Genomic DNA, 26,724 nt, shown 5'->3' with positions numbered 1-26,724 from the left:
TATACCCGCGCACTTGCCTGACAGGCCTCGGGCGCGCGCCTGCGGTCACGAGTAAGGACGCTCGCGCAGGCGGGTGTGGTTGTCGATCACGGTGTCGATCACTTCGCGCAGGATGGTCTCGGCCAGATCGGGCGGCACGCCGGCTTCCAGGGCCAGGCGCCGGATGCGCTCGACCTGCTGGGCCTCGCGCCTGGGGTCCACCAGATCCATCCCGTGGTTGGTTTTCAGTTCGCCGATCATGTCCGTGCAACGGAACCGCACACCCAGCAGCAGCATGATCTGCTGGTCGATCTCGTCGACTTCGGCGCGCAGGGACGCCAGCTCGGCTTTGGGGGAATCGTTGTTGGCCATATGTGTCAACCCTGAACAATGTCGAGCTTGGCGATGCCAAGCGCCAAGGTTTTGGCGCCGACATCGCGGAAGTGGATTTCCGCCTGGGCGTCCTGTCCCGCGCCGCTCAGGCCGATGATCGTGCCGTCGCCGAAACGCGCGTGACGCACACCCTGCCCCACACGATACTGCTTGTCGCCCACCGTGACACCGGTGGCGACACCGCGGGGTTGACGCGGCGCAATGGTGTTGGTCGGCTTGCGGCCAAAGGCATCGCCGCGGTTGCCGCCGCCCCACCCCGCGCCGGTCGCGCTGACCGGGGCCAGTCCGGCCTTGGGGGTCAGCCACTTCAGGTGCTGCTCGGGAATTTCATCCAGAAAGCGCGAGCGCATGGCGTATCGCGTCTGGCCATGCAGCATCCGGCTTTGCGCCAGGCTGATGTACAGGCGCTGCCGCGCGCGCGTGATCGCCACGTACATGAGGCGGCGTTCTTCTTCCAGGCCGGCCGGCTCGAGGATGCTGTTCTCGTGCGGGAACAGCCCTTCCTCCAGGCCGGTGATGAACACGGCGTCGAATTCCAGGCCCTTGGCGGCATGCACCGTCATGAGCTGGACGGCATCCTGGCCTTGCTGGGCCTGGTTGTCGCCGGCCTCCAGCGCCGCATGCGACAGGAACGCGGCCAGGGGCGTCAGGTTGTCGCCTGCAACCGCCGGCGCGTCCACCACACCCGGCATGAGCGTGGAGGACGTGTCACCGTCGGGCACCTGGCCGGCGGGCATGCCGTCGTAGTTTTCCTCGGACGCAAACACCGCCGCGGCCGTGATGAGTTCGTTCAGGTTTTCCAGCCGCTCGGCGCCTTCGCGCTCGGCCTTGTAGTGGGCGTTCAGGCCGCTGGCCTCGAGCATGTGCTCGACCATTTCGGGCAGCGGCAGCTCGCGGGTTTCTTCGATGAGCCGATGAATCAGCTGCGCGAACTGGGCTAGATTGGATCCGCCCTTGCCCGCAACCCGCGCTACCGCGCCATACAGGCTGGTGTCGTGCTCGCGCGCGGCATCGGCCAGCTGTTCGAGCGTGCGTGCCCCGATCCCGCGCGTCGGGAAATTGACCACCCGCATCCACGACGTATCGTCGTGCGGATTGGCCATCAGGCGCAGGTAGGCCAGCGCGTGCTTGATTTCCTGGCGCTCAAAAAAGCGCAGGCCGCCATACACCTTGTACGGGATGCCGGCCGAGAAAATGGCATGCTCGATGACGCGCGACTGCGCGTTGCTGCGATACAGCACGGCGATTTCCCGGCGGTCGCTGCCTTCATGGATAAGGGAACGGATCTCGTCCACGATCCACTGCGCTTCCATGCCATCGGACGGCTGCTCAATGACGCGCACCGGTTCGCCCTCGCCCTGGTCGGTCCAGAGATTCTTGCCCAGGCGTCCCGAGTTGTGGCCGATGAGCGCGTTGGCCGAATCCAGGATATGACCGTACGAGCGGTAGTTCTGCTCCAGGCGGATCACGGTGCCATGCGCATAGTCGCGCTCGAAGTCGGCCATGTTGCCGACGTTGGCGCCGCGGAAGGCATAGATGGACTGGTCGTCGTCGCCCACGGCGAAGATGGCCGCGCCACCGCCCGCCAGCAGGCGAAGCCACTTGTATTGCAGCGTGTTGGTGTCCTGGAACTCGTCGACGAGGATGTGGCGGAACCGGCGCTGGTAGTGCTCGCGCACGGGCGCGTTGCGCGACAGCAGCTCATAGGCGCGCAGCAGCAACTCGGCAAAGTCGACCACGCCTTCGCGTTGGCACTGCGCTTCGTAGAGCTGGTAGATCTCGATCAGGCGGCGGCGGTGCGCGTCGTAGGCTTCGACGTCGGCGGGGCGCAGGCCCTCTTCCTTGGCGCCGTTGATGAAGCGCTGCACATCGCGGGGCGGGTACTTTTCGTCATCCACGCCGTTGGCCTTCATGAGGCGCTTGATCGCCGCAAGCTGGTCCGTGACGTCCAGGATCTGAAAGCTCTGCGGCAGGCCTGCGTCGCGGTGATGCGCGCGCAGCATGCGGTTGCAAAGGCCGTGGAACGTGCCGATCCAGAGGCCGCGCGTATCGATCGGCAGGATGGCCGACATGCGCGCCAGCATCTCGCGGGCTGCCTTGTTGGTGAACGTGACCGCCAGAAGCCCAAAAGGCGAAGCCTGGCCGGTTTGAATCAGCCAGGCCATGCGGGTGGTGAGCACCCGGGTCTTGCCGCTGCCCGCCCCGGCCAAGACCAGGGCGTGCTGCGGTTCTAACGTTACTGCGGCGCGTTGTTCAGGATTGAGCTTCTCTAGCATCATGCCGCGTAGCGGCGCAGATGTTGAGCGAACTGCTCAAGCCCAGCGATGCCGCTTTGCTGGGCGCGCTGGCACCAGGCCTGCAGGTCATGAAGAAGTTGTTCGCTGCTGGCGCTGGAGCTTTCCCAGATGCGGCCGAGTTCACGGCGCATCTGCACCAGCGTCGACAGCGACTTGTTCTGGGCAATGGCCTTGTCCACGGCAGCCAGTTGCTCGGGCTGCAGGATTTCTTCGTTGCGGTGGATGGCACGGCGCACGCTGTGCAGCTTGGTGTAGCCGCACTCGGCGTTGCCTTCCTGGCGCGAGGCCTTCAGCTTGGCCAGCTCTTCGCGGGCGGCGCTCTTGATCACATCCGCATAGCGGGCCATGACTTCGTAGCGGTGCGTGATCACGCCTTGCAGCGTGCGCAGGTCGATGCCCGTGCGGGAGTCGTCCAGCTTGAGCTTGGGCGCAACCTTCTTGATCTTGGCCAGGCCGAAGAACTTCAGGATGTTGATGTAGCACCAGCCGATGTCGAACTCATACCACTTGGCCGAGAACTTGGCAGACGTGCCGTGGGCATGGTGGTTGTTGTGCAGCTCTTCGCCGCCGATCACGATGCCCCACGGGAACACGTTGGTGCTGGTGTCCGGGCTGTTGTAGTTGCGGTAGCCCCAGAAGTGGCCGATGCCGTTGACGACGCCGGCGGCCCAGAAGGGAATCCAGGCCATCTGGACAGCCCAGACGGTGACGCCGATGGCGCCGAACAGGGCGATGTCGATGGCGAGCATGGTCAGCACGCCCCACAGGCTGTGCTTGCTGTAGACGTTGCGCTCGAGCCAGTCGTCAGGCGTGCCGTGACCGAACTTGGCCATGGTTTCCTTGTTGTTCGACTCTTCGCGGTACAGCTCCGCGCCGCGGAACAGCACCTTCCAGATGCCGAACAGCATGGGCGAGTGCGGGTCACCTTCTTTTTCGCATTTGGCGTGATGCTTGCGGTGAATGGCCACCCATTCCTTGGTGACCATGCCGGTCGTCATCCAGAGCCAGAAGCGGAAGAAGTGCATGACAGCCGGATGAAGATCCAGACCGCGGTGCGCTTGGCTGCGATGGAGAAAAACCGTGACCGCAACAATCGTGATGTGCGTCACGACCAAAGTGAAAACGACGATCTGCCACCAAGAAGCTTGGGTCAGGCCGCCGGCAATGAAGGAGAGGATGTAATCCATAAAGCTGTTATGAGCCTCGCATGAGAAGTGGCTGAAAGTTTAGCGTACCTTAGCCGTCTGATGACAATCTAGTTTCAAAATAGTTATTGAGAGAAATCAAGGACTAAGCCGCGGTTTTGACCAAAAAAGCCGCGCTCGCGGCGCTTTGGGCGCACGCAGAGCCTTCAACGGCGCCATTCCGGTGTCCACGCCCCCCGGGAGGGAGATTTGCGACTTTCGCAACGGCACCGGGTTTTGGCTACATTTGGCGATTAAAGTTCCAGTCAGGCAAGCCAGCCGTCTTGAAGACGCCACGATAGCCGGGCACACTGCCCGCCGTCGCGCCCCAAAACTGTCTCTTTTGTCCCACTAATGTCCCTGAATCTAATGCGTCACCGTTTTTTCATCGCCCTCGCCACGCTTGGCGTGGGGTTTTCGGCCTCTGCCCAGGCGCAAACGCTGAAGTCCGGAGACGTTGCCGTCCTGGCCTCTTACTATGAGATTCGTGGTTCGGACTGCCTGGCGTTGCGGGCGCCGCGCGTCGCGATCACCCAGATGCCGACGCTGGGCAAGGCCAGCATCCTGCAGACGCGCGGACAATCCAACGATTCCGGGCGCTGCGCCTACAAGTCGGTGCCGGTGGCACAGGTGGTCTACCAGGCCGACCGGCCGGGCTCCGACACCCTGTCCTGGGAAGTGAAGTACCAGAACAAGACGATCGGAACCCGCCGCTACAGCGCGACGGTAGGCGTCACGCCGGGTCCTTGACGCCGGCTTCCTCCTGCAAGGCCGTTTCGGCGCCGGCTTCCTCGGCGGCCACCGGCTCGGCAAACTCCGCCTCCTTGGCGTCTTCGGCGCTCTCCGAAGCTTCAGCGGCACCGGTAGCCGCTGCCTTCTTCTTGCGCTCGAACACGGCGGCAAAGAACCCGTCCGTGCCGTGCACGTCCGGGCGCAACTGCACGTAAGGACCTTCCAGCTTCAGGGTCTCGCACCGCGCGCCCAGGATTTCGGCGGCGTCCACGCGTTCGAAATCCGGGTGGCTGGCGAGAAACCGGTCGGCCTGGACTTCGTTCTCTTCGGCCAGCAGGCTGCACGTGGCGTAGACCAGACGCCCGCCGGGCGCGACGCAGCGCGCCGCGCTGTTCAGGATGCGCTCTTGAAGCTGACCCAGTTCAGCCAGCGCCTCGGGGTGCTGACGCCATTTCAGGTCCGGATTGCGGCGCAGGGTGCCGATGCCGCTGCAGGGCGCATCGACCAGCACGCGTTGCGCCTTGCCAGCCAGGCGCTTCACGCGCGCATCGTTTTCGTTGTCGATCACCACCGGCACGACATTCGACAGGCCGCTGCGCGCAAAACGGGGCTTGGCGCGCGCCAGCCGGGCCGCCGAGACGTCAAAGGCGTACAGACGGCCGGTCGAACGCATCAGCGCGCCCAGAAGCAACGTCTTGCCGCCCGCGCCCGCGCAGAAATCGATGATCATCTCACCGCGCCGGGGAGCGACCAGGAGCGCGAGCAACTGGCTGCCTTCGTCCTGGACTTCGATGCTGCCGTTCTCGAATTGGGGCCACCGGTTGATGGCGGGCCGCCCTTGCATGCGGATGCCCCACGGCGAAAAAGGCATCGCCGTCGGCTCATAGCGGCCCGCGCTTTGCTGCAGTTCGGCCAGCATGGCGTCGCGCTCGGTCTTGAGCGGGTTCACGCGCAAGTCCAGGCTGGCCTGACGGTTCAAGGCCTCGACCAGCGTGTCCGGGCTTTCCATAGCGCTCAGGCGCTCGTCCAGCCAATCGGGAATGCTGCCGCGCACGGCGCGGGGCAAGGTTGCCACGTCGATGCGCGACACGCGCTGCAGCCATTCGGCTTCGGCCGCGTCCATGCCCTCTTGCAGGGGTTCTGCGCCCACCGTGGCATTCAGACCCAGGATGGCCAGGCGGCGTGAAGCGGGGCCGACGCCGCTTTCCGCGTATTGGCGGTAGCGGCGAAGGTGACGCAGCACGTCATAAACGGCCTCTGCGACTTCGGAGCGGTCGCGCGCGCCCAGGTTCGGGTGGTGGCGCAGCCAGTGCGACAGCGCAGCGTCGGCCGGATAGGTCCATTGCAGGATCTCGCCCAGCACGCGCTGCACCTGGTCGATGCGGATGGCTCCGTGCGAGAGGCGCGGGCGGTTGGATTGGGGCTTTTGCGGGGCGTGATCGCCGCCGCGGTATTCGCCACGTTGACCGCTGGAGGCACGGGAATCGAAGGAACGGGAATCCGGGCGGCCCTGGCCTTCGCGGCGGTCCTGGCCGTACGAATTGCGGTCGCCACCGCGGCCTTCGCCACGCGGGCCGCCGAAAGACGCGCGGGAATCCAGACGGCCCTGGCCTTCGCGCCGATCCTGGCCATACGAATTGCGGTCGCCACCGCGGCCTTCGCCACGTGGGCCGCCGAAAGACGCGCGGGAATCCGRGCGRCCCTGGCCTTCGCGGCGATCCTGGCTGTAYGAATTGCGGTCGCCGCCGCGGCCTTCGCCACGCGGGCCGCCGAAGGACGAGCGCGAATCCGGGCGTCCCTGGCCTTCTCGGCGATCCTGGCCGTACGAATTGCGGTCGCCACCGCGGCCTTCGCCACGCTGCCCGCCAAAGGACGAGCGCGAATCCGGGCGGCCCTGGCCTTCGCGGCGATCCTGGCYRTACGAATTGCGGTCGCCRCCGCGGGCTTCGCCGCGCTCCTGGCCGTAGCCGCCGCGATCGCCACCGCGATCGTCACGGGCGCGGTCGCCGGATTCGGACCGGTCGCGGGGCGCCGGTTTGCGGGCGTCGCCCTTGGGGCGGGAGAAGAAGGATCGGCCGTCGCGGCCTTCCGTGGCGGCGCCGAAGGAGCCGGCCAGCCGGGAACGCGGGGATTGGGGTTTGGTCATGGTGTAGTCCAGTGGGGCGCAGGCGCTCGCGCCCGATAAATGCTTTTCAGGCCGTTCAGACGGCCGGCGTCCAGGAAAAAAGGCGCACGGGGTCGCCCTGGACGGCCACGCGGTGATCGTTTGTCAGGGTAACCCGGCCTTCGGCCAGCCAGCGAACGGCAGCCGGAAAAGCCTGGTGCTCGACGGCCAGCACGCGCTCGGCCAGCAACTCCGGGGTGTCGCCGGCCAGAACCGGCACGCAACCCTGGGCAATGATGGGGCCGTGGTCCAGGACCGGGGTGACGAAGTGCACGGTGCAGCCATGCACGCGCACGCCCGTCGCCAGGGCCTGGGCGTGCGTATGCAGCCCCGGAAACGCGGGCAGCAAGGAAGGATGGATGTTGACCAGGCGGCCGGCGTAGTGATTCACGAAACCGGGCGTGAGCACCCGCATGAATCCAGCCAGGATGACGTAGTCGGGCTCGTACCGGTCGATTTCGGCGGCCAGCGCGGTGTCGAAGGCTTCGCGGCTTGCGTAGTCCTTGTGATACAGGGCGGCCGTGGGGATACCCTGGCCGGCAGCCCATTCGAGGCCGGCGGCGTCGGGACGGCTGGCGATGACAGCGGCAATTTCCGCCGGCCAGGACTCGTCGCGGCAGGCCTCGGCCAGCGCCTGCATGTTGCTGCCCCGTCCCGAGATCAGGATGACGAGGCGGCGCTTGATAGAAGATATTTCCGGCAAGATGAAGAATTCCAAGGGAAATCGGGCGGGTCCGCCCCCGTGATCCGGCATCGGAAAACGACCCGCGCGCGCAGCGCGGAAGCGCCGGCGCGAGCGGACGCTGGCGGGATACGAACAAACCCGTAATCCAAAATTGTAAACTCTCGCTCGTGAAACCATCGCTGCGTATCTACCGATCCCTGCCCCCGCCCGACCGGCGCGCCCCTTGCGCGCTCACGATCGGCAATTTCGACGGCGTCCATCGCGGCCACCAGGCCATGCTTGCCCGCGTCTGCCAGGTGGCCCGCGAACGCGGTCTCACCCCGGCCGTGATGACCTTCGAGCCGCACCCGCGGGAGTATTTCGCCACCCTGAACCAGCGTCCGGAACTGGCGCCGACCCGCATTTCCGGGCTGCGCGACAAGCTGGCCGCGCTGGCACGCTACGGCATCACGCAGGTCGTGGTCGAGCGCTTCAATGCCCAGCTGGCTGAAATGTCGGCCAATGCCTTCATCGAACACCTGCTGGTGCAGGGCTTGCAGACCAAATGGCTGCTGGTGGGCGAGGACTTTCGTTTCGGGCACAAGCGCAGCGGCGACATCGATCTGCTGCGCGAGGCCGGCATGGTGCATGGTTTCGAGGTCCAGACGCTGGCCGATGTCACGGACCGCCAAGGCCACCGCATTTCCAGCTCCGAGGTCCGCACCGCGCTGGCGGTGGGCGACCTGGAGCGCGCCCGTCATCTGCTGGGACACCCCTTCCATATCAGCGGCCACGTCATCCACGGCCAGAAGCTTGGCCGGACCCTGGGCTATCCCACGATGAACCTGCGCGTGGCCGAAAGATGCGCCGCGCGTTCGGGCATCTACGTGGTGCAGGTTCACGGGTTGGCCGACCGCGCGCTGCCTGCGGTGGCAAGCCTGGGCGTGCGGCCGACGGTCGAGGACCGCGGCAGAGTGCTGCTTGAGTCACACTTGCTCGATGAGACCGTCAACGCATACGGTAAACTCGTACGCGTCGAATTCCTGCAAAAGCTGCGGGACGAAGAAAAATTTCCTGATCTCCCTTCCCTGACTGCCGCCATCGCCGAAGACGCGCGAAACGCGCGCGCCTATTTTGCCGTTCATGGACTATAAAAAGACCCTCAACCTGCCCGATACTCCCTTCCCCATGCGGGGCGACCTCGCCAAGCGCGAGCCCGCCTGGATTGCGCAATGGGAGGAAAACCACGTCTACCAGGCGATCCGTGCGGCCAGCCGCGGCCGGCCCCGCTTCGTCCTGCATGACGGCCCGCCCTATGCGAACGGCGACATTCACATCGGCCACGCGGTCAACAAGATCCTGAAGGACATCATCGTCAAGAGCCGCAACATGGCCGGCTACGACGCGCACTACGTGCCGGGCTGGGATTGCCACGGCATGCCCATCGAGATCCAGATCGAAAAGAAATACGGCAAGCACCTGCCCGTGGCGGAAGTGCAGTCCAAGGCACGGGCCTACGCGCTCGAGCAGATCGACCGCCAGCGCAAGGACTTCAAGCGCCTGGGCGTGCTGGGCGAATGGGATCGTCCGTACATGACGATGAACTACAGCAACGAGGCCGACGAGATCCGCGCCTTGGGCCGTATCCTGGACAAGGGCTATGTATTCCGCGGCTTAAAGCCCGTGAACTGGTGTTTTGACTGCGGTTCGGCGCTTGCCGAAGCCGAGGTGGAATACGCCGATCGCGTGGACCCGGCTGTCGACGTGGCCTTCCCGTTTGCCGAACCCGCCAAACTGGCCAAGGCCTTCGGCCTGGAATCGGTCGAAGACGGCGCCATCGTGATCTGGACGACCACGCCCTGGACCATCCCGTCCAACCAGGCGCTGAACGTGCATCCGGAAATCGAATACGCGCTGGTGCGGGTCACGTCCGAAATCACGCCCAAGTTCGGCCCCCTGCTGCTCATCGCCAAGGAACGCGTCGAAGACTGCCTGAAGTCCTGGGCGCTCGAAGGCGAAGTCATCGCCACGGCGCCCGGCCAGGCGCTGTCCGGCATCGAATTCCGCCACCCGCTGGCGCAGTTCAACGCCGCCTACGACCGCAAGGCGCCCGTCTACCTGGGCGACTACGTCACGGCCGACTCCGGCACTGGCGTGGTGCATTCGGCGCCTGCCTACGGTATCGAAGACTTCATGTCGTGCAAGGAGCACGGCATGAAGGACACCGACTTCATCAGCCCGGTCATGGGCGACGGCAAGTACGTCGAGAGCCTGGCGCTCTTTGGCGGCCTGTCGATCTGGGACGCGAATCCCAAGATCGTCGAAGCCCTCAAGGAAGCCGGCGCGCTGATGCACGTCGAAAAGCACAAGCACAGCTACATGCACTGCTGGCGCCACAAGACGCCCATCATCTACCGCGCGACCAGCCAATGGTTCGCCGGCATGGACGTCGCGCCCAAGGACGGCAACCCGACCCTGCGCGAAACGGCGCTGGCCGGCATCGATGCCACGGCGTTCTACCCTGCCTGGGGCCGCGCACGCCTGCATGCCATGATCGCCAACCGCCCGGACTGGACCCTGTCGCGTCAGCGCCAGTGGGGCGTGCCGATGGCGTTCTTCGTCCACAAGGAAACCGGCGAGCTGCATCCGCGCACGTCCGAGCTGCTTGAACAGGTGGCGCAGCGCGTCGAACAAGGCGGCATCGAGGCCTGGCAGGCGCTCGATCCCCGCGAGCTTCTGGGCGACGAAGCCGACCAGTACGAAAAGAACCGCGACACGCTCGACGTGTGGTTCGACTCGGGCAGCACGCACGCCACGGTGCTGGGCGGCAAGGACGGCGAATTCGCCGGCTCGCACGGCGCCGAACTCGGCTGGCCCGCCGACCTCTATCTGGAAGGCTCGGACCAGCATCGCGGCTGGTTCCATTCGTCGCTGCTGACTGGCTGCATGCTCTACGGCCAGCCGCCCTACAAAGCCCTGCTGACGCACGGCTTCGTCGTGGACGGCCAGGGCCGCAAGATGAGCAAGTCGGTCGGCAACGTGATTGCCCCGCAGAAGGTGTCCGATTCCCTGGGCGCCGAAATCCTGCGCCTGTGGGTCGCGTCCACCGATTATTCCGGCGAGCTCTCCATCTCGGACGAGATTCTCAAGCGCGTCGTGGAAGGCTATCGCCGCATCCGCAACACGCTGCGCTTCCTGCTGGCCAACCTGGCCGACTTCGACGCCGTGTCGCAATCGGTGCCCTACGGCGAGCTCTTCGAGATCGACCGCTACGCGCTCGCCATGACGGCGCAGATGCAGGCGGAAGTCCAAGCGAACTACGAGCGCTACGATTTCCATCCGGCCGTCTCGCGCCTGCAGACCTTCTGCTCCGAAGACCTGGGCGCGTTCTATCTGGACATCCTGAAGGACCGCCTGTACACGTCCGCGCCGGACAGCCGCGCGCGCCGCTCGGCGCAGACGGCCCTGCTGGATGTGACGCAGACGCTGCTCAAGCTGATGGCGCCCATCCTATCGTTCACGGCCGAAGAGGCCTGGAAGGAACTGGCGGCTTCGGCCCTGAAGAACCAGGCCGATGCGGCCCGCACGACGATCTTCACCGAGGTCTATCACGTGCTGCCGCCGTTTGCCGACGCCGAGACGCTGACCGCCAAGTGGGCGCGCCTGCGCGCCATCCGCGCCGAGGTCCAGCGCAAGCTGGAAGAAGTGCGCACGGCGGGCGACATCGGTTCGTCGCTGCAAGCCGAGGTCGACCTGTACGCCAACGGCGAAGACCAGCAATTGCTGGCCAGCCTGGGCGACGACCTGCGTTTCGTGCTGATTGTCTCGCGCGCCACCGTGCACGCTGGCGAAGGCGAAACCCGCATCGAGGTCACGCCGTCGGCTCACAAGAAGTGCGAACGCTGCTGGCACTGGCGCCTTGATGTGGGCCAGGACGCCGATCATCCCGAGATCTGCGGCCGCTGCGTGTCCAACCTGTTCGGCTCGGGCGAAGCCCGCGACAAGGCTTGAACATGACCCGCCCCTCCGAACACGGGGTGACGGACGCCTCCCCCGCCCGCGCCGCGCCGGCGCGCGTGGGCGGCTGGCTGGCGCTGGCCTTGCTGATCATCGTGCTGGACCAGTTGACCAAGATCTACTTCAACACGGCCTTCCAGTACGGCGAGCGCGTCAACATCCTGCCTTTCTTTGACTTCACGCTGGTGTTCAACCGCGGGGCAGCCTTCAGCTTCCTGGCCTCCGAAGAAGGCTGGCAGCGCTGGCTCTTCACCGGCCTGGGTTGCGTGGCAGCGGTGGTCATCGTCTGGATGCTGCGCCGCACGCACGGCCAGCCGCGCTTTTGCCTGGCGCTGACGCTGATCTTGGGCGGCGCCATCGGCAACGTCATCGACCGCGTGGTGTATGGCCACGTGGTGGACTTTCTGCTCTTCTACTGGAACGACTGGCAGTTCCCCGCCTTCAATCTGGCCGACGTCGGCATCACCTGCGGCGCGGTGCTGCTGGTGCTGGACGAACTGCTGCGCGCCCGCAAGCCGCAAGCATGACAAAAGGGGGGCATGTTGCCCCCCTTTCGTTTCCAGCGGTTTTCGTCTGCATTGATGCCCCCTCTAATCCATGACGAACGGCGCGTTGCGGCAATGCAGAATAAAATCCCTTCCAATTCCTCGATTACACGGCGCTGAACCCGCCGCCACGCCCTCATGCTCGATCTCGCCCGCAAACGCATCGTCCTTGGCCTGACCGGGGGCATCGCCTGCTACAAAATCGCCGAGCTGGTGCGGCGCCTGACCGAACAAGGCGCCACGGTGGACGTGGTGATGACCGAGGCGGCCACGCACTTCATCACGCCGGTCACCATGCAGGCGCTGTCGGGCCGCCCCGTGTTCGTGGACGCCTGGGACGCCCGGGTGCCCAACAACATGGCGCACATCGACCTGACGCGCGGCGCGGACGCCGTGCTGATCGCACCCGCCAGCGCCGACTTCATGGCAAAGGTGGCGCACGGACTGGCCGACGACCTGCTGTCCACGCTATGTCTGGCGCGTGCCTGTCCGCTGCTGGTGGCGCCAGCCATGAATCGCGAGATGTGGGCCAACCCGGCCACGCAGCGCAACGTCGAGACCCTTCGCGGCGACGGCGTCACGGTGCTGGGACCCGCGGCGGGCGAACAGGCCTGCGGCGAGACCGGCGATGGCCGGATGCTGGAAGCGCATGAGCTCCTGACCGACCTGATCGCCTTCTTTCAGCCCAAACTGCTTGCCGGCCGCCACGTGCTGCTGACCGCCGGCCCCACGTCCGAACCCGTGGACCCGGTGCGCGTGCTGAGCAACCGGTCATCCGGCAAGACGGGCTACGCGCTGGCGCGCGCCGCGCGCGAAGCCGGCGCCCGCGTCACGCTGATCACTGGCGCGACCTTCCTGCCCATTCCTCGCGGCGTGACCGCCCTGCCCGTCATGACCGCCCGCCAGATGCACGACGCCGTCATGGCCAGCGTGGGCGACGCGGACATCTTCATTGCCGTGGCCGCCGTGGCCGACTGGCGCGTGAAAAACGTCAGCACGCAAAAGCTCAAGAAAACCAGCGAAGGCGGCGGCGCGCCGGTGATGGAATTCGAACCCAATCCGGACATCCTGGCCGAAGTGGCCAAGCTTGAGAACGGCCCGTGGTGCGTCGGCTTTGCCGCCGAAACGGAAAAGCTGGCCGAGCACGCTGAAGCCAAGCGCACGCGCAAGGGCATTCCGCTGCTGGTGGGCAATCTGGCGCACAAGGTGATGGACGCCGACACCACCGAGCTGGTGCTGTTCGATGCCCAAGGCACTCACCCGCTGCCGGCCGGCAACAAGCTGGACGCCGCGCGCCGTCTTATCGCCGAAATCGCGGCGCGCATGCCAGCCTGACCGGGGCATCTCGGATACCCCGGCTTGCATTAAGGCGCGCCGGCTTATCCGGCGCCACGCATCAAAAAAAACGCCACTCCCGAAAGGGTCTGGCGTTTTGCTTTATGGCGACTGAAGCCGCCACCCGCGCGTTACTGCTCCAGGCTGATGTTCGCGGCCTTGACGATGTCCGCCCATTGCTTGCGGTCGTTGTCCAGGAATGCGCTGAACTTCTCGGGCGTCATGCCAGTGACCGGCTCCGAACCCAGGCCAGCCATCTTCTCGACCAGTGCCGGTTGCTTCAGCACGTCCTGCAGCGCGGCGTAATAGGCGGCCAGCACGTCCGCGGGCAGACCGGCGGGCGCGAAGACACCTTGCCACGTCGGCATGTCAAAGCCCTTCAGGCCCTGCTCGTCCAGCGTCGGCACGTTGGGCAGCTGGGCGGCGCGCTTGATCGAGGCGACGGCAATCGCCTTGACCTTGCCTTGCGAAGCCAGCGGCGCGGCGGTCGAGATGTTGTCCATCGTCATGGCGATGTGGCCGCCAAGCAGGTCGGTGATGACCGGCGCGGCGCCGCGGTAGGCGGCGTGCGGCACTTTCACGCCCAGCTTGTACAGCATGGTCTCGGCGATCAGGTGGTTCGAGATGCCCACGCCCGCGGTGCCGTAAGTGGCCGTCGGCGTCTTCTGGAAGTATTCCTTCAGTTCGGCCAGGTTATTGGCGGGCACGTCCTTGTTGACGATGACCACATTGGGCTGCACGGCAGCCAGCGTGATAGGCGTGAAGTCGGTGGGCTTGTAGTTCGTGCCCTTGGGGTTCAGGACATGGGTGATGGCCATGGAACCGGCGGCGGCGATGCCGATGGTGTAGCCGTCGGCGGGCGCCTGGCTCAGGCGGTACGCCATGATGTTGCCGCCGGCGCCGGCCAGGTTCTCGACCACGACGGGTTGCCCCAGGCGGGCCGACAGCGGCTCGGCCAGCAGGCGGGCCAGCGTGTCGGCCGAACCGCCCGGCGCAAAGCCCACGAGCAGGCGCACGGGCTTGGCCGGCTTCCAGGCGTCGGCGGCATGGGCCGAGGCAGCCGAGAGCGCGGCAACGGCGAACAGTGCGCCAGCGGCGCGGTGCAGGGTACGGCTGATCATGAAAAAAACTCCCAACAGTTGATTGACGAAGTCGGCTTCGTCTCCTCTCGCCGCTCGCCCGAAGCGGCCGCGCGAGTCCGTGCGGCCAGAGCTTCGGGATTGCGTCCGGCGGCGTTATTCCAGTATTTGTGCCAGGGCCTGGGCCACCAGACGGTTGGACAGCAGCACGGGGCGCCCCGACGCCTGCGCCACGGCATCGCGCATGCGCTGCGCGTAGCCCATGCAGTGCATGACGATCAGGTCGCAGGACGCCAGTTCGCGCCCGGCCGCCTCGAAGTTGCGGGCGGCCTGCTGCGCGTCGGCCTCGTAGGGCGTGGCGTGCACGACCTGCGTCGCGCATTCCAGCGGCACGGCCATGTGAAAAGCGTCGACCTGCGCCTCAAGCGGAACGACCAGCCCGACCTTGCGGCAGTGCTGCGCAAGGCCAGCAACAAGGTGGTCCACGACCTGCTGCGGCTCCACCACCAGCGTGCGCATGGGCGCGATGGCCGTGCCGGTGCACAGCGGCACCAGCACGTCGTACCCCTGCCCGTCGGCCTCTCGCATCACGTGCGCCAGCCGGGCCTCGGCGGCCGCGGCGTCCAGTTCGATCTGGGAACCGTCTCGCAGGCGCGTGGCAAAGCGGTATTCGCGGGGCCGTGGCGCCAGCGCGGCCAGCCCCGCAGCGTCCAGGCCGTCCAGCGCGCCGAACTCGTCGATGCGCACGTGGGCGCCCAGCACGGGCGCCATCTCGGGTACGACGTCGCTGCGCGGGGATTGACCGATCGTGAAGAACGCAACGCGGCGCGGTGTGCGGGCGCTCATTGCGCGGCTCCGTCTTCGCGGCCCACGGTCTGCAAGTGCGCCATCGAGCCATAGCGGGCCTGCAGCGCGTGCCACTCGGCGTCGTCGAAGAAAGTCATGGCGCGCTGGCCGTACAACTTGGCGATCTCGATGCAGAAGCGCATGGCGACGTCCGCGTCCACGGCGTTGGTGACGCCGGTGGCGCAACCGGGCACGGTGGTCTGCGCGGTCAACGCCACGCCGACGACCGGCGCGTCCGTGACGATAGCCGGCTGCATCAGCGAATTGACGTGCCACAAGCCGTTTTCGTAGGGCGTGATGTCCTGGGTGGTCAACGGCAGCGTGACCGGCAGCTCACCGCTGACCCAGCCCATGACGTCGAGCATGGTTTCGGGGATGCGCAGCAGGTAGCCCTGCTTGGCCACCGGGGTCAGCGCCACGCCGCGCTTGTTGACCAGGCGGTTGCCGCGCGTGGTGTCCACCGACAGGATCGCGTCCATGCGCGGATCCACCTCGTGCGACATCATCTCGCGCATGGGGAACGGCGAGCGCATCATCGGCACCGGATGATGCGGCCGCGTGCCGGCGCGCGGGCAGATGTGCGTGCGGATGCGGACCGTGCCGGGCAGTACGTCGCCCTGCTGCGCCATCGCCATCAGCTTGAGCGCGGCGGCGATGGCGACGACGGCGCCGTCGCTGTCGGACACCAGGCCCGTCACCGCGGGGCGCGCACCGATGCCGCCCAAGCGGCCCACGATGCCCAATTGCGGGGCCGAGGCATCCGCGCCGGGAATCACGATGGACAGGAAGTCGGTGGCAAGACCGTCACGCTCCAGGTGCGTGACCTGCACTTCGCAATGGCCGGCGTCGCGCAGCACCTGCGCCACGGACTCGCCCGTGACGTGCGCGGACGACAGCAATTCGATAACGTCGATGACCTGCTTCATGCCGGGATTTCCACGGGGCCGGGACGGAACATGCGCGGTTCTTCGCGCCCCAGGAAGAGCGGCGCATCGTGCGGACCGACCAGCGCGATGTTTTGGCCACGCACGCGCAGACCGGCGCCTTCGGGCAGGCCGAGCACCGGCATGGCCGGATTCAGCGTGCAGAACTCGGCCAGACGCTGGGCACGCGTTTCGCCGCGGTGGCCCGGAGGGTGCGCGTTGGTGTAATGCGGATTGATCTGGAAGGACAACAGGCCCAATGCATCAAAGCCTTGCGGGTCGGTGATGGGCATGTCGTTCGTCGTGCAGATGGTGGGACACGTCAGGTTGGAGCCCGCGCTCCAGCCCAGATAGGCCGCACCCGCGCGCACACGCCGCGTCACGACCTCGAGCAGGCCCTGGCGGCGCAGCTGGCCCAGCAGATTGAACGTGTTGCCGCCGCCGACGATGATGACCGACGCGGCCTCCAGCGCGGCAACGGGATCTTCGGCCGTATGCAGGCCCTGGATGGCGAGCTCCGTGTCGGCCAGCGCGGACGAGACCAGCGCCGTGTAGTCGTCCCAATTGCGCGTGACCCCGGCGTACGGCACGAACACGGCCGGCGCGCCTTGCGGCAGGGATTCGATCAGTTCGCGGATGTCCGGCATGGCGTGCACCAGATAGCCGGCGTCGCTGCTGGAATTGCTGAGGAGCAGAAGGTTCATGGAAGTCAGAGTCCGAAGGGGTAAGGGTTCCGGGCGCGGCGCATTGCGGCCAGCGCCGTGAATTCAGGAGGTCAGTTCAGCCAGTAGGGATCGTTCAACTCGCGGCCCAGCGCGCCCACCTGCTGCAGGACCGATTCGCGCAGCACGGCCACGCGCGCCTCGTCGGCCTGGAAGGAGACGAACGACAGACATAGCCCGCGCAGCTCGCCGGTGGCCGGGTCGCGCACGGCGGCGGCCACGGCGCCGATACCGGGCATGGCCTGGTCGATGGCGACCCCGCAATGGTCGGCGCGCGTCTGCGCCACCAGGCGTGCCAGGTCGCCCACGGTGGCCGGGCAGTCGCGCCCTTCGACGGGCAGTGGCTGGGCCGGGTCGGCGCCGTAAAGCGCTTCAAATTCAGCATCGGTCAGGCGCGACAGCAACGCGCGCCCCATCGCGGTGCCGGACGCGGCACGGCGCGAGCCGGGCGGCGACAGCACCTGCACGGGGTGCGAGCCATTCAAGCGTTGCAGCACGACGGTTTCACGCTGGTTGAGCGTGGAGAGATAGGCGGTCAACCCGCTGTCGTCGGACAAGCGGGCCAGCACGCCGCGGCAGGCTTCGTCCAGCGGCGTGGCGGCCATGCCGGCGCGCACCGCCTGCGCCAGCAGCGCGCCGGGGCGGTAGCGGCGCGTGGCCGCGTCCTGGTCGAGCAGGCCGTAGTTCTGCATCTGGTTCAACAGGCGCGACGCCGTGCTTTTGGGCATGGACAGCCGCGCCGCGACCTCCGTGAAGCTCAATTCGGCCGCGCCTTCCGCGTAGAGCGAGAGCACGCGCTGGGCGCCTTCAAGAATACTCATACTTGTTCCACAAAACGGAACCTAAGTTCCTTATTAGAGAACAAGAATAATGCAAGCGATGGAAACAGGTCAATACGGCCCCGGAAAGTGAAAGGCCCCCGCGTTCGCGGAGGCCTTCAAAATGCGGACAAGTATCCGGGGGAGCCTACTTCGTGGCCAGCTCGGACCATTGCGCCAACGGCAAGGGCGGGTGCGCATCCAGGATGCGGCCGAGCACCAGCTTCATTTCATCCCAGCCGCCGCGGTTGGTGGGCCAGACCGACGGTGTGATGGCGTTCCATGCGCCGTCCGGCGCACGCTCGGCCATCTTGAAGCGGAACGTGTAATGCCCTGCCATGCCCATGCGCAGATCCGACACCACCAGCGCGTCGTCGATGACGTCGTAGCGCAGCCAGTCGTCCGTGAACCAGCGCAAGCGTTCATGCAGCGGCACACCGGCCAGGACGCGGCCCGCCTCCAGGTTGAGCGGCAGCCGCACCCATTCCGGCGGATGGCGATCAAAGATGCTGCTGACCGATTCGTAATAGCTGCCATCGCCGCTCTTGGCGATCACGCGCCACACCAGCGTGTTGAACGGCATGGGGATGGCCCGCACCTGTGTAACCGCAATGCCCCGCGCCTGCATCACCTCGTGCACGCGCTGCTCGGCCGCCATCCTGCCTGCCAGCCCGAAGCCCAGATAAGCGGTGCTGAACACCAGCGCCCCCACCAGCACGCGCCGAGCGATGCGGGTCATGCCGGCGATGACCGCAAACACGACGGCAATGAGCAGCGGCACGGTGTACACCGGGTCAATGATGAAGACGGACGACCAGCTCTCCGGCGTCAGCGCCAGCGGCCAGAACAATTGGGTGCCGTATACCGTGAAGGCATCCAGGATGGGGTGTGTGATCAGCACCAGCCATATCGTCAGAAAGAGCCGCCGCCCGCTATAGGGCGCATTGGGCCAGAACTTGCGTATCAGCCACGCCAGCAACATCGCCAGTCCGGTCAGCACGAACACGGAATGCGAAAAGCCCCGGTGATACGTCATGAGCGACACCGGATCCGGGTAGCGCATCAGGACGTCCAGATCCGGCAGGGTGGCCAGCGCCGCGCCATATACAAGGGCGCGTCTGCCCTGCACGCGCCCCAGCATGGCGCCCTGGATGCCGGCGCCCAGCACCGCTTGTGTAACTGAATCCATGTTTCTCCAACGTCGAGCGTTCCACCAAAAGGCCTACCCGCGATACGGCTGGCCCTGCAGGCGTTAACATACCCGATTGCGTTCAGCTAATTTTCAACTTTGCATTCATGGATGAATACATCACTCAGATCGGCCAGTTCATCGAGGCCAACCAGGCGTGGGCCGGACCGATCACATTCCTCCTCACGATGGGCGAGTCCATGGTGCTCCTGGGACTGTTCATTCCCGCCACCGCGCTGCTGCTGCTCACGGGCGGCCTCATCGGCTCCGGCACGCTCGCGCCCTGGGGCGTGATCGCCTGGGGCATCGCGGGCGCCATCGTGGGCGACGCGCTGTCGTACTACTTGGGGCGCTGGGCGGGCCCGAGCGTGTTGCGGCGCTGGCCGCTCAAGCAGCAGCGCACCGGCGTGGCCCGGGCGCGGCTGTTCTTCTACCGCTACGGCTTTGCGTCCGTGCTGATCGGCCGGTTCCTGGGCCCCATCCGCTCCACGATTCCCACGGTGGCGGGCGTGATGGGCATGGCGCACAGCCGCTTCCAGATGGCCAACGTGCTGTCGGCCGTGCTGTGGATGCCGCTGATGCTGGCGCCCGGCTACATCACCGCGCGCAGCCTGGGCACAGCGGAAAAAGCCCAACAGATCGCCATGATGATCGGCGCGGGGCTGTCGGTTTTGCTAGGATGCGGGCTTCTCCTCGCCATGGTGCGCAAGCGCCGCCAACCGGTGCGCGTGCGGCGGGGCAATTGATCCGGAGAGCGTCATGGCCATCGATGCCGAGCCCAAGAACGGCGATTTCGCGCGCTATATAGAAGAATTGACCAGCGCCGGCGGCACCTCGCCCGGCCGCATCGCAAGCCGCCGCGACGCCCGCAGGCAGACGTCCCCGGTGACAGTGCCCACGCCCGTGGCTGCGTCGCCCTCTCCCACCCCGGGTTCGCTGTCGGAAGCCCCGTGGGGCAATACGGCTTCGTCCGCCCCGCGGTCGCGCTCTGCGTCCCAAGCGCCTTTGGCGACGGCGCCGGGCCAGCCCGACGAAGCCAACATCACCCTCGCCCGGCAGGCGGGACGGCGCAAGCTCGGCGTCGTGCTGACCGTGGCCGGCATCATGGCGGGCTGGGCCGCCGCCAACATCGCCTTCCGCGCGCTGCACAGCCCCCAGTTCGAACTGGATGAGCTGATGCCCGCCCTATTCCTGGCGTTCTTTGCCTTCATGCTGTTCAAGGCAGCCCGCGGCGCCCGCAATCCCCGCAAGACGCCCCTGAACAAGTTGCCGCCCCTGACGCCTTCCTCGTATCGCAAGGACGGCGCCTGACGCGCCGGCGGGCGTTGGTGCTAACATTTCCGGCCATTGAATCAGCCCCATCCCCGGAGTGAAAGTGAACAACGTAGTCGGATTGAACCAGGCCCAGGCGGCCACGATGCTGAAGCTGCAAGGCCACCTGAACAGCATGATCAATCCGGACTGGGTCAATGGCGGCGCCCGCTTCCTGCGCGCCGCCTTCGTCGAGTCGGCCGAAGCGCTGGAACACTACGGCTGGAAGTGGTGGAAGAAGCAAACCATCGACCTGCCCCAGGTCCAGATGGAACTGGTCGACATCCTGCACTTTTACCTGTCGCACACGATCGTTCAATCGGCGGGCGACGTCGAGGCCGCCGCGCGCGCGCTGGTCGCTGACCTGGCCTCGCCCGCCACCGTCACGCTGGACGGCAAGTCCCATGACCTCGCCGCCCTGAACGTGCCGGAATTGCTTGAGCTGATCGGCGGCCTGGCGGTATGCGGCCGCGCCAGCTTCAAGGTCCTGGAGCAGACCATGACCGCGTGCGACATGACCTGGAACGACGCCTACACGCAGTACGTGTCCAAGAACGTGCTGAACATCTTCCGACAGCAGCACGGCTACAAGGAAGGCACCTACATCAAGATCTGGAACGGCGAGGAAGACAACGTCGTGCTCGCGCGCCTGCTGTCGCAGCAGGATCCGGCCAGCGCGGACTTTGCCGAGATCCTGCATCGCGAACTGGAAGCGGCCTACGCGCGGCTGTAAGCCGCTGCTGCCCTCTTAAAGACCCCGCGGCCAAGGTTTAGCCAAATGCCGCCTTCCTGCGCCGAAGAATAGTAGGCGCCTAGTGCCGTACATGGCCCCCTCGCACTCGGCACTTCCCCATTACTTCGAACCTTGGGGAAGCGTCGCGCCTGGCCTGCCTCGGTGTGGGAATAAAAAAACGAACCGATGTCAGCCTCCGACCTCCACATGGGAGGCCGGGAGCTCCAGGCACGGCCGAATCCAAAGCCCCCGTATTTGAGCGCAGTTTAGATATCCTCTGATTTCCTTCCATGGTCCCTGGCAATACAAGTGACGTTTGACACTTGATTGACTCCCATGGAAGACAAGGATGGCCCACCAGAGTGACTTGCGCTTCACCTTCCGCGTGGTCGACGGGATGGAATTCGACGTCATCGAATTTACCCTGGACGAAGCGCTGTCCGAGACCTTCCGCCTTGAACTGGACCTGGCCAGCTCCGATCCCGCGGTCGACTTCGGCCAAGTACTGGACCGGCCCGCGCTGTTCACACTGTGGCACGGCGAACAGCCGGTGCGCCACGTCCACGGCCTGGTCAGCGCGCTGGAACAGGGCGAGACTGGTTTCCGCCGCACCCGCTACCGTGCCGTCATCGAGCCCGAACTGGCACGGCTCAAACTGTCCTCGGATTGGCGCGTCTTCCAAACCCAGAGCGTCCCGGAGATCATCGAGGGTGCGCTCAAGCGCCATGGCATTCTCAACCATGGCTTGATCGTCACCAATCAGCACCTGCCCCGCGAGTACTGCGTGCAGGCTGGCGACACCGACTACCAATTCCTGGAGCGCATTGCACGCGAGGAAGGTTTCTACTACACCTTCCTGCATAACGCCGATGGCCACCGGCTGATTCACAGCGACCGGCTGGCCGTCCAGGGCAGCATCGGCGACGCCCCGGTGCTGTACAACCCCAACGCCGGCGGCGACGCGGCCGCCCCAGCGCTGCGCCGCTTTCGCTACGTCGAGAACGTACGCACCGCGCAACAAACCCAGCGCGACTACGTGTTCACCAACCCCGGCTACGACCAGCAACACAGCCTGCGCGGCCGTGACCTTGCGCAGGACGCTCGTCGGCCTTACGAGCGCTACGATTACCCCGGCCGCTACAAGAGAAACGAGGCTGGCAAACCCTTCACCGAGAACCGCTTGCGCGGCCACCGCCGCGACGCGCGCATTGCCCGGGTCGAAGGCGACGACCCACGGCTGCTACCCGGCATCTCCTTCGAGCTGGCAGGCCACCCCCGAGATGAGTGGAACAGCGCCTGGCGCCCGATGCGCATCCAGCACCATGGCATCCAGCACACCAGCCAAGCCGAGGACGGCGCCGATTCCGAGCAGGGCACCCGCTACAGCTATGCTGCCGAACTGGTCACCGACTGCACCGAATGGCGCGCCGAGCCGCTACCCAAGCCGCGCATTGACGGCAGTCAGCCGGCCACCGTCGTCGGCCCGCCCGGCGAAGAGATTTACTGTGATGAATGGGGCCGGGTGAAGATTCAATTCCCCTGGGACCGCCTGGGCAACTTTGACGGCCAAAGCTCCTGCTGGGTACGTGCGGCGCAGAACTGGGCTGGCGCGGCATGGGGGCACATGGCCATCCCGCGCATCGGACAAGAGGTGTTGGTCAACTTCATGAATGGCGATCCCGACCAACCCATCATCGTTGGCCGCACCTACATGGCCACGCAGCCACCGCCCTACGAGCTGCCCCGGCACAAGACCCGGATGACGATCAAAAGCCAGACCCACAAGGGCCAGGGCTTTAACGAGATGCGCTTCGAGGACGAGGCCGGGCTGGAAGAAATCTACTTCCATGCCCAGAAGGATCAGAACAACCACATCAACAACGACGAAACCACCTTCATCGGGCATGACCGCGTGGAGCGCGTCGAAAACGACGAGACCATCCATATCGCCGGCAACCGCGCCCTGAGCGTCGCCGGCACCGACACGACCCAGGTGCAGGCAACCTCGACGCTATTGGTGCAGGGGAAACGCACGGTAAATGCTCAAGCCGACGACGTCCTGCATGTCGGGGGGGACCAAACCACGAGCATAGGCGGCAGTTATCTCATCCGTGCCGGCAGACGCATGCAACTTAACGCGGGCGACGAACTCGTCCTTGATGGCGGCATCAGTCTCACCCTTCAGGCCGGGGGGCAGGCAATTCGCCTGGACCCAAGCGGAATCCACAGCAGCGTGCCCATCCGGTTAGGCGCCGCGCCGCGTCCGCTGACTTCATGGGACTCCGAACCCTTGACGCTAGCACCGCACGAGTACCTGCGCGCCGCGCAGGAAGGCGCACTGCTTGTTTCCCCAACCTGCGAGTTCGATGCTGATGGAGGCTGCAAAATTCACCTACGCCACTGACCGGTTACCCGGGTTGATCCAGCAGGCGGAAATTCCGTTGCCGCCGGACCTGGATCGCCATTGTGTGCTTCTGGATGCCGCAATTGACAACAACTTGCTCGCATCCCTTTATGCGGAACGCGATGCCGAGGGGTGGGCGGTCGAGCCGCTCTTTCTGGGCACCCCGCTTCAACCTTTGAGCAACGTGGGACCACATCTCATCCAGACATGGCGCGGCAGCCGTGTCATCGGCGACATCCTCAGCCGCATGGAACACGAACCGATGGGCATCACCTTGTTCCCCAAGGACGGCGCAACCTGGGAGCAACTCTGCAATCACTGCCGAACATGGCTCAGCGTCACGGGAGAAGGTGAAAGGCCCATGCAGCTGCGCTGGTTTGACCCGCGCTGGACTCGCGCCTTGCTGACGGTGCTGACGCCGGTGCAACGCCAAGCCCTGGCCGGTCCGTGGCAGGCGTTGTCGTGGCACGACATGGGGCGCTGGAACCATTGGGCGTCTGACCCACTCGATGCCGAGGAAGAATGGACACGTCCCGTCTTCGACAAGGCACTGTTGGCCCACCTGGATGATGAACGCCGTTGGGATACCGCCGCCGCGCTGACGCTGGACTACGAGCAATGCTTTCCGCGCGGAGACAGTGATGCGGATCATCGATGGAGCTACCGGACACTAACGGATGCCGCCTGTTATGGCATCACGCAGCTCGCAAGGCTGGAACGCTGGTTTCGCCTTGCCTTGGTCCATGGCCAGGACTTCCATCGTCGCCATCCGCACGTCGAGTCCCTGCTGCGCGACGCTACCCGCCTGCAGTCGGAGCGCCTCTCCTTGCTGGAAGACCTCTTTGAAGAAGGAAAGGCCTCATGACAAGCGCCGCGACGCTCCCTCCCCCCAAACATGCCGACAGCGATCTCGACAGCAAGGCCGAATGCGCACCGCGGTGTTCGGAACCCATGGCCGACATCGTCCACATCACGGGCGAAGGCAACATCTACTACGTGCTGACGGAAAAACAGCAGGCTGCGCTTCGCAAGCAAATCGAAACAGTCGATGCGCTCATGAAGCGGTTCCGGGAAATAATCGCCGACGCCGTCAAGCCGACTCCTTGCGCCGCCTCCAGCGGAAAGGCAAGTGTAGACACCTGTCCCTGCCAGGGCTGCCGCAAGCTGCGTTGGGCCAGGCAAGCCGAAGCCGCGGGCTTGATGGCACTCGACGACATCACGCCAACAGCCGAGCTGGAAAGAATCGAATCCGCCGAAGACATCCGAGGGCGCCTGTCTCAGCTGCGCGAACAGCGCAAAGAATTTGCCGATATGTGCAATTGGTGGAACCGGGAACTCACCTGCAAGATTGGTCTGCACATGCCGACAGCCATCGATGGCATCATCGCCGACCTCGAAAAACAACTGCCTGCCGCCGTCAAAGACACCGAAACCACCGCCAGCGCCACCATGCCATCGGTTTCGGAAGGTGGCCGAGAGCAGCGGCAACGTCAAGTCACCGTCGCCGCCGACAGAAACGGCATTGTCGAAATCATCGTCGTCAGCCGTCCCGACAAGCACTACTACATCCCGCAGCGCTACCTCACCGTGCTTCGCGAGCACTTCCGCGTGGATGTCAGCGTGCTTAATGCAAAATCCCCGCTAAACGACGACGACTTGCGGATTCGCGGCAAGCAGCTGATCACCCGAATCCGCGAACGGGTGGCCCGCGGGCTGAACGAAGACAGCGCCAAACCGCTTGGCAACCTGGAAGCCAAGCTTGTGACATGGACTGCCAAGGACGACTGCGCGCTCAATGCGTTGCACTTGGAAGCGATCAACTTGAGCTCGAACAAGCACGACAGCGCCCCTTACGCTGCCAACGCAGAAGCGCATTTGCTGCGATTTGCCGCGCAGGCCAGTGTGGGGTTCACGGGCTTTGACCCCAAGAACGGGGAGATATCCGTTGGCATGAAGGCGCAGGCAAGCTTTTCGCTTGCCGAGGGCAAGATCAGCCTGGAGCGATACCTTCCCAGCCAAGGCGGATACGATTGCTTCTTTGCCTATCGCAATGCCGACCGTCAAATGATTTACCACCGCTTCGGCGCCTTCCGCATCAAGGGCGCGCTGGAGCTGAGCTGCTTTGTCGGGGCAGTGGCCTCGGGGTCCGCAACCGCGGGCGTCAAGTGGAAAAGCAGCCCCGCGGGTGGCAGCGCCCTGCTGACATCGCCTGAGCTCAGCAGCCGCGGCGGTGCGGTCAGACTGCAGGGAAGCGCCTTCGCCGGCGCACAAGCGGGCGGTTCATTGATGGGTGCATTTGAATGGATGTCCCCCGAAAACCAGCATCACCCTGACGCCACCTGGCAGGCGTTGCTTGAGGTAAAGGGCGAAGGCAACGTGGCCTTCGGCGCGGGCGCGGAGCTGGACTTCAAAATCGTGATGACCGGCCTTCGGCTGTATTTCCACGTCAAGGCGCAGGTGGTGCTCGGGCCTGGCGCAGCAGGCGGCTTCGCGACCATGGTCAACCTGGAACACATCGGCAACCTCATCATGGTGGTCTACCGCAACCTGAGCAGCATCGATTATCGGCACCTTCTGAGCATTGATGAGAAAGCCTTTACGTTGTTCGCTCAAGTCGTGATGAAGACGTTGAGCACCCCCGGCGCCACCATCGAATCGATACTCAAGGGAGGGCTACGGTCGATCGAAGAATGGTGGGCCAACCGAAATAGACGTATCGGCGCAGCCCAGGGACTCGCCAAGCGCATTCTCGAAGGCAAACCCCTGGAAGTTCATGGTCAAAGTATTGCCCTCAATGAACTCCCGCCCGAGGTCATGGGGCCGGCGATCTACCTATTGGGGGTCGACTATGTGCTGACCTACAGCGAGGACCGCGAACGAGCAATCATCAAGTTGCTGCGCGCCGTGCGGACCTGGCGGCACTTCTACTTGACGCTGGAGCGCGTGAACGAAAGTGGAACGCGCGAATCGGCCGAGGATGGACTCAAACACATCAGAAGCTTCCTGAATGATCAGCAGACAAGGGAGTTTACGCGGTTCCTTGATGCGCTGGCTGCTTCCCCCGGTCAAGCCCCGGTCAACACCCAGTTGGCGATGTCGCCCTGGAATCCTGTCCTTCCTCATAACAAACATCAAGTGCTGGTGACGGCGCACAACAAAGAACTTCTTCGCCGTGGCTCAAGCATGAAAGCCTGAACTTAGGGAATTTTATCGATGCACCGTCTTCTATTGCCCGTGGGAGGTCTGTTCGCCCTGAGTGCCTGTCACGCCCCCCCGGTCGACAGCCAAAGCCTGTCCGCGACTCACGTCATCGCCATCGCCAAGCGCATCGAACAGCGCTACCACCAGCATCCTGCCCAAGAGCGCCTGGCCTTGCTCAAGCAGGTCGT

23 protein-coding genes are annotated in these 26,724 nt (G+C 65.3%); 12 read left to right on the top strand and 11 right to left on the bottom strand.

Translation table 11 applies throughout. From position 1 onward, the window contains the following. Positions 1 to 45: 45 nt before the first annotated feature. Genes ASD87_RS17960 through ASD87_RS17950 form a run of 3 tightly spaced genes read right to left on the bottom strand, consistent with a single transcriptional unit; the run spans position 46 to position 3,784 of the window. Positions 46 to 351, bottom strand: a complete 306-nt coding sequence (locus ASD87_RS17960) for a chorismate mutase (protein ID WP_056324424.1) — start codon at positions 349 to 351, stop codon at positions 46 to 48. Between the two features lie 5 nt (positions 352 to 356). After that, positions 357 to 2,651, bottom strand: a complete 2,295-nt coding sequence (locus ASD87_RS17955; RefSeq protein ID WP_056324422.1) for a UvrD-helicase domain-containing protein — start codon at positions 2,649 to 2,651, stop codon at positions 357 to 359. Further along, entirely contained in the window at positions 2,648 to 3,784 is a 1,137-nt protein-coding gene (locus tag ASD87_RS17950; protein WP_369818561.1) for a fatty acid desaturase, read from the bottom strand. The genes ASD87_RS17955 and ASD87_RS17950 overlap by 4 nt, the downstream gene beginning before the upstream one ends. Between ASD87_RS17950 and ASD87_RS27630 the strand changes: the two genes are divergently transcribed. Both ASD87_RS27630 and ASD87_RS17945 read left to right on the top strand, forming a co-directional pair. After that, entirely contained in the window at positions 3,704 to 3,880 is a 177-nt protein-coding gene (locus ASD87_RS27630; RefSeq protein ID WP_369818562.1) for a hypothetical protein, read from the top strand. The two genes, ASD87_RS17950 and ASD87_RS27630, sit on opposite strands and share 81 nt — an antisense overlap. 342 nt (positions 3,881 to 4,222) lie before the next feature. Continuing rightward, positions 4,223 to 4,603, top strand: coding sequence for a hypothetical protein (locus ASD87_RS17945; protein WP_227741253.1), 381 nt, complete (start codon positions 4,223 to 4,225; stop codon positions 4,601 to 4,603). Here the strand turns inward: ASD87_RS17945 and ASD87_RS26980 are convergent. Beyond that, complete coding sequence (locus ASD87_RS26980; RefSeq protein ID WP_156403462.1) at positions 4,587 to 5,948, bottom strand: RsmB/NOP family class I SAM-dependent RNA methyltransferase; 1,362 nt, start codon at positions 5,946 to 5,948, stop codon at positions 4,587 to 4,589. The two genes, ASD87_RS17945 and ASD87_RS26980, sit on opposite strands and share 17 nt — an antisense overlap. A gap of 838 nt (positions 5,949 to 6,786) precedes the next feature. Beyond that, on the bottom strand, positions 6,787 to 7,443 hold the full coding sequence (gene purN, locus ASD87_RS17935) for a phosphoribosylglycinamide formyltransferase (RefSeq protein ID WP_172802195.1): 657 nt from the start codon (positions 7,441 to 7,443) through the stop codon (positions 6,787 to 6,789). Between the two features lie 158 nt (positions 7,444 to 7,601). Here purN and ASD87_RS17930 point away from each other — a divergent pair, with 158 nt between their 5' ends. From ASD87_RS17930 to coaBC, 4 genes are all read left to right on the top strand, one after another. Next, entirely contained in the window at positions 7,602 to 8,567 is a 966-nt protein-coding gene (locus ASD87_RS17930; RefSeq protein WP_056324410.1) for a bifunctional riboflavin kinase/FAD synthetase, read from the top strand. Then, positions 8,557 to 11,424: an isoleucine--tRNA ligase gene (gene ileS / locus ASD87_RS17925; RefSeq protein ID WP_056324407.1), complete on the top strand. Its 2,868-nt coding sequence runs from the start codon at positions 8,557 to 8,559 to the stop codon at positions 11,422 to 11,424. The genes ASD87_RS17930 and ileS overlap by 11 nt, the downstream gene beginning before the upstream one ends. Positions 11,425 to 11,426: 2 nt before the next feature. Then, entirely contained in the window at positions 11,427 to 11,957 is a 531-nt protein-coding gene (gene lspA, locus ASD87_RS17920; RefSeq protein ID WP_056324404.1) for a signal peptidase II, read from the top strand. 156 nt (positions 11,958 to 12,113) lie between these two features. Continuing rightward, positions 12,114 to 13,310 carry a bifunctional phosphopantothenoylcysteine decarboxylase/phosphopantothenate--cysteine ligase CoaBC gene (gene coaBC, locus ASD87_RS17915; protein WP_056324402.1) on the top strand — a complete coding sequence of 399 codons (1,197 nt, stop codon included), beginning with the start codon at positions 12,114 to 12,116 and terminating at the stop codon, positions 13,308 to 13,310. Between the two features lie 131 nt (positions 13,311 to 13,441). Here coaBC and ASD87_RS17910 read toward each other — a convergent pair whose 3' ends face one another. The 6 genes from ASD87_RS17910 to ASD87_RS17885 all read right to left on the bottom strand — a co-directional run bounded on the left by ASD87_RS17910 (position 13,442) and on the right by ASD87_RS17885 (position 18,887). Continuing rightward, on the bottom strand, positions 13,442 to 14,431 hold the full coding sequence (locus tag ASD87_RS17910; protein WP_056324398.1) for a tripartite tricarboxylate transporter substrate binding protein: 990 nt from the start codon (positions 14,429 to 14,431) through the stop codon (positions 13,442 to 13,444). A 114-nt stretch (positions 14,432 to 14,545) separates the two neighbouring features. Continuing rightward, on the bottom strand, positions 14,546 to 15,235 hold the full coding sequence (locus ASD87_RS17905) for an AroM family protein (protein WP_056324395.1): 690 nt from the start codon (positions 15,233 to 15,235) through the stop codon (positions 14,546 to 14,548). Continuing rightward, a complete protein-coding gene (locus tag ASD87_RS17900; RefSeq protein WP_056324392.1) occupies positions 15,232 to 16,161 on the bottom strand; it encodes a DUF1177 domain-containing protein in 930 nt (309 codons plus the stop codon). Before ASD87_RS17900 ends, ASD87_RS17905 begins: the two co-directional genes overlap by 4 nt. Then, positions 16,158 to 16,862, bottom strand: coding sequence for a dipeptidase PepE (gene pepE, locus ASD87_RS17895; RefSeq protein WP_056324390.1), 705 nt, complete (start codon positions 16,860 to 16,862; stop codon positions 16,158 to 16,160). The genes ASD87_RS17900 and pepE overlap by 4 nt, the downstream gene beginning before the upstream one ends. Positions 16,863 to 16,933: 71 nt before the next feature. Then, positions 16,934 to 17,701: an IclR family transcriptional regulator gene (locus tag ASD87_RS17890; RefSeq protein WP_056324387.1), complete on the bottom strand. Its 768-nt coding sequence runs from the start codon at positions 17,699 to 17,701 to the stop codon at positions 16,934 to 16,936. Positions 17,702 to 17,846: 145 nt separating this feature from the next. Continuing rightward, the gene (locus ASD87_RS17885) at positions 17,847 to 18,887 is read right to left on the bottom strand and encodes a metal-dependent hydrolase (protein ID WP_056324384.1); all 1,041 of its coding nucleotides are present in this window, start codon (positions 18,885 to 18,887) and stop codon (positions 17,847 to 17,849) included. A gap of 107 nt (positions 18,888 to 18,994) precedes the next feature. On the opposite strand from ASD87_RS17885, the gene ASD87_RS17880 reads away from it, so the two are divergent. The 6 genes from ASD87_RS17880 to ASD87_RS17855 all read left to right on the top strand — a co-directional run bounded on the left by ASD87_RS17880 (position 18,995) and on the right by ASD87_RS17855 (position 26,530). After that, complete coding sequence (locus tag ASD87_RS17880; RefSeq protein ID WP_056324381.1) at positions 18,995 to 19,633, top strand: DedA family protein; 639 nt, start codon at positions 18,995 to 18,997, stop codon at positions 19,631 to 19,633. A 13-nt stretch (positions 19,634 to 19,646) separates the two neighbouring features. Further along, complete coding sequence (locus ASD87_RS17875; protein ID WP_056324378.1) at positions 19,647 to 20,198, top strand: hypothetical protein; 552 nt, start codon at positions 19,647 to 19,649, stop codon at positions 20,196 to 20,198. Between the two features lie 106 nt (positions 20,199 to 20,304). Continuing rightward, on the top strand, positions 20,305 to 20,931 hold the full coding sequence (locus ASD87_RS17870) for a dUTPase (protein ID WP_200952210.1): 627 nt from the start codon (positions 20,305 to 20,307) through the stop codon (positions 20,929 to 20,931). Positions 20,932 to 21,280: 349 nt separating this feature from the next. Then, a complete protein-coding gene (locus ASD87_RS17865; RefSeq protein WP_056324371.1) occupies positions 21,281 to 23,335 on the top strand; it encodes a type VI secretion system Vgr family protein in 2,055 nt (684 codons plus the stop codon). Continuing rightward, a complete protein-coding gene (locus ASD87_RS17860) occupies positions 23,298 to 24,200 on the top strand; it encodes a DUF4123 domain-containing protein (RefSeq protein WP_082586333.1) in 903 nt (300 codons plus the stop codon). The genes ASD87_RS17865 and ASD87_RS17860 overlap by 38 nt, the downstream gene beginning before the upstream one ends. 86 nt (positions 24,201 to 24,286) lie before the next feature. Then, positions 24,287 to 26,530 carry a hypothetical protein gene (locus ASD87_RS17855; RefSeq protein ID WP_156403450.1) on the top strand — a complete coding sequence of 748 codons (2,244 nt, stop codon included), beginning with the start codon at positions 24,287 to 24,289 and terminating at the stop codon, positions 26,528 to 26,530. Positions 26,531 to 26,724 lie beyond the last annotated feature (194 nt).

It is taken from the genome of Achromobacter sp. Root170 (genome assembly GCF_001428165.1).
Taxonomy (GTDB): Bacteria; Pseudomonadota; Gammaproteobacteria; order Burkholderiales; family Burkholderiaceae_B; genus Achromobacter; species Achromobacter mucicolens.
The sequence above is the reverse complement of the archived record's forward strand: the minus strand, read 5'-3'. Positions and strand labels throughout refer to the sequence as shown.

What these genes read in the sequence shown, in the direction of transcription:
- ASD87_RS17960 (WP_056324424.1), bottom strand. Translation starts at nt 351, where the DNA reads ATGGCCAACAACGATTCCCCCAAAGCCGAGCTGGCGTCCCTGCGCGCC.
- ASD87_RS17955 (WP_056324422.1), bottom strand. Translation starts at nt 2,651, where the DNA reads ATGATGCTAGAGAAGCTCAATCCTGAACAACGCGCCGCAGTAACGTTA.
- ASD87_RS27630 (WP_369818562.1), top strand. Translation starts at nt 3,704, where the DNA reads ATGAAGATCCAGACCGCGGTGCGCTTGGCTGCGATGGAGAAAAACCGT.
- ASD87_RS17945 (WP_227741253.1), top strand. Translation starts at nt 4,223, where the DNA reads ATGCGTCACCGTTTTTTCATCGCCCTCGCCACGCTTGGCGTGGGGTTT.
- ileS (WP_056324407.1), top strand. Translation starts at nt 8,557, where the DNA reads ATGGACTATAAAAAGACCCTCAACCTGCCCGATACTCCCTTCCCCATG.
- lspA (WP_056324404.1), top strand. Translation starts at nt 11,427, where the DNA reads ATGACCCGCCCCTCCGAACACGGGGTGACGGACGCCTCCCCCGCCCGC.
- coaBC (WP_056324402.1), top strand. Translation starts at nt 12,114, where the DNA reads ATGCTCGATCTCGCCCGCAAACGCATCGTCCTTGGCCTGACCGGGGGC.
- ASD87_RS17910 (WP_056324398.1), bottom strand. Translation starts at nt 14,431, where the DNA reads ATGATCAGCCGTACCCTGCACCGCGCCGCTGGCGCACTGTTCGCCGTT.
- ASD87_RS17905 (WP_056324395.1), bottom strand. Translation starts at nt 15,235, where the DNA reads ATGAGCGCCCGCACACCGCGCCGCGTTGCGTTCTTCACGATCGGTCAA.
- ASD87_RS17900 (WP_056324392.1), bottom strand. Translation starts at nt 16,161, where the DNA reads ATGAAGCAGGTCATCGACGTTATCGAATTGCTGTCGTCCGCGCACGTC.
- pepE (WP_056324390.1), bottom strand. Translation starts at nt 16,862, where the DNA reads ATGAACCTTCTGCTCCTCAGCAATTCCAGCAGCGACGCCGGCTATCTG.
- ASD87_RS17890 (WP_056324387.1), bottom strand. Translation starts at nt 17,701, where the DNA reads ATGAGTATTCTTGAAGGCGCCCAGCGCGTGCTCTCGCTCTACGCGGAA.
- ASD87_RS17885 (WP_056324384.1), bottom strand. Translation starts at nt 18,887, where the DNA reads ATGGATTCAGTTACACAAGCGGTGCTGGGCGCCGGCATCCAGGGCGCC.
- ASD87_RS17880 (WP_056324381.1), top strand. Translation starts at nt 18,995, where the DNA reads ATGGATGAATACATCACTCAGATCGGCCAGTTCATCGAGGCCAACCAG.
- ASD87_RS17875 (WP_056324378.1), top strand. Translation starts at nt 19,647, where the DNA reads ATGGCCATCGATGCCGAGCCCAAGAACGGCGATTTCGCGCGCTATATA.
- ASD87_RS17870 (WP_200952210.1), top strand. Translation starts at nt 20,305, where the DNA reads ATGCTGAAGCTGCAAGGCCACCTGAACAGCATGATCAATCCGGACTGG.
- ASD87_RS17865 (WP_056324371.1), top strand. Translation starts at nt 21,281, where the DNA reads ATGGCCCACCAGAGTGACTTGCGCTTCACCTTCCGCGTGGTCGACGGG.
- ASD87_RS17860 (WP_082586333.1), top strand. Translation starts at nt 23,298, where the DNA reads ATGCTGATGGAGGCTGCAAAATTCACCTACGCCACTGACCGGTTACCC.
- ASD87_RS17855 (WP_156403450.1), top strand. Translation starts at nt 24,287, where the DNA reads ATGGCCGACATCGTCCACATCACGGGCGAAGGCAACATCTACTACGTG.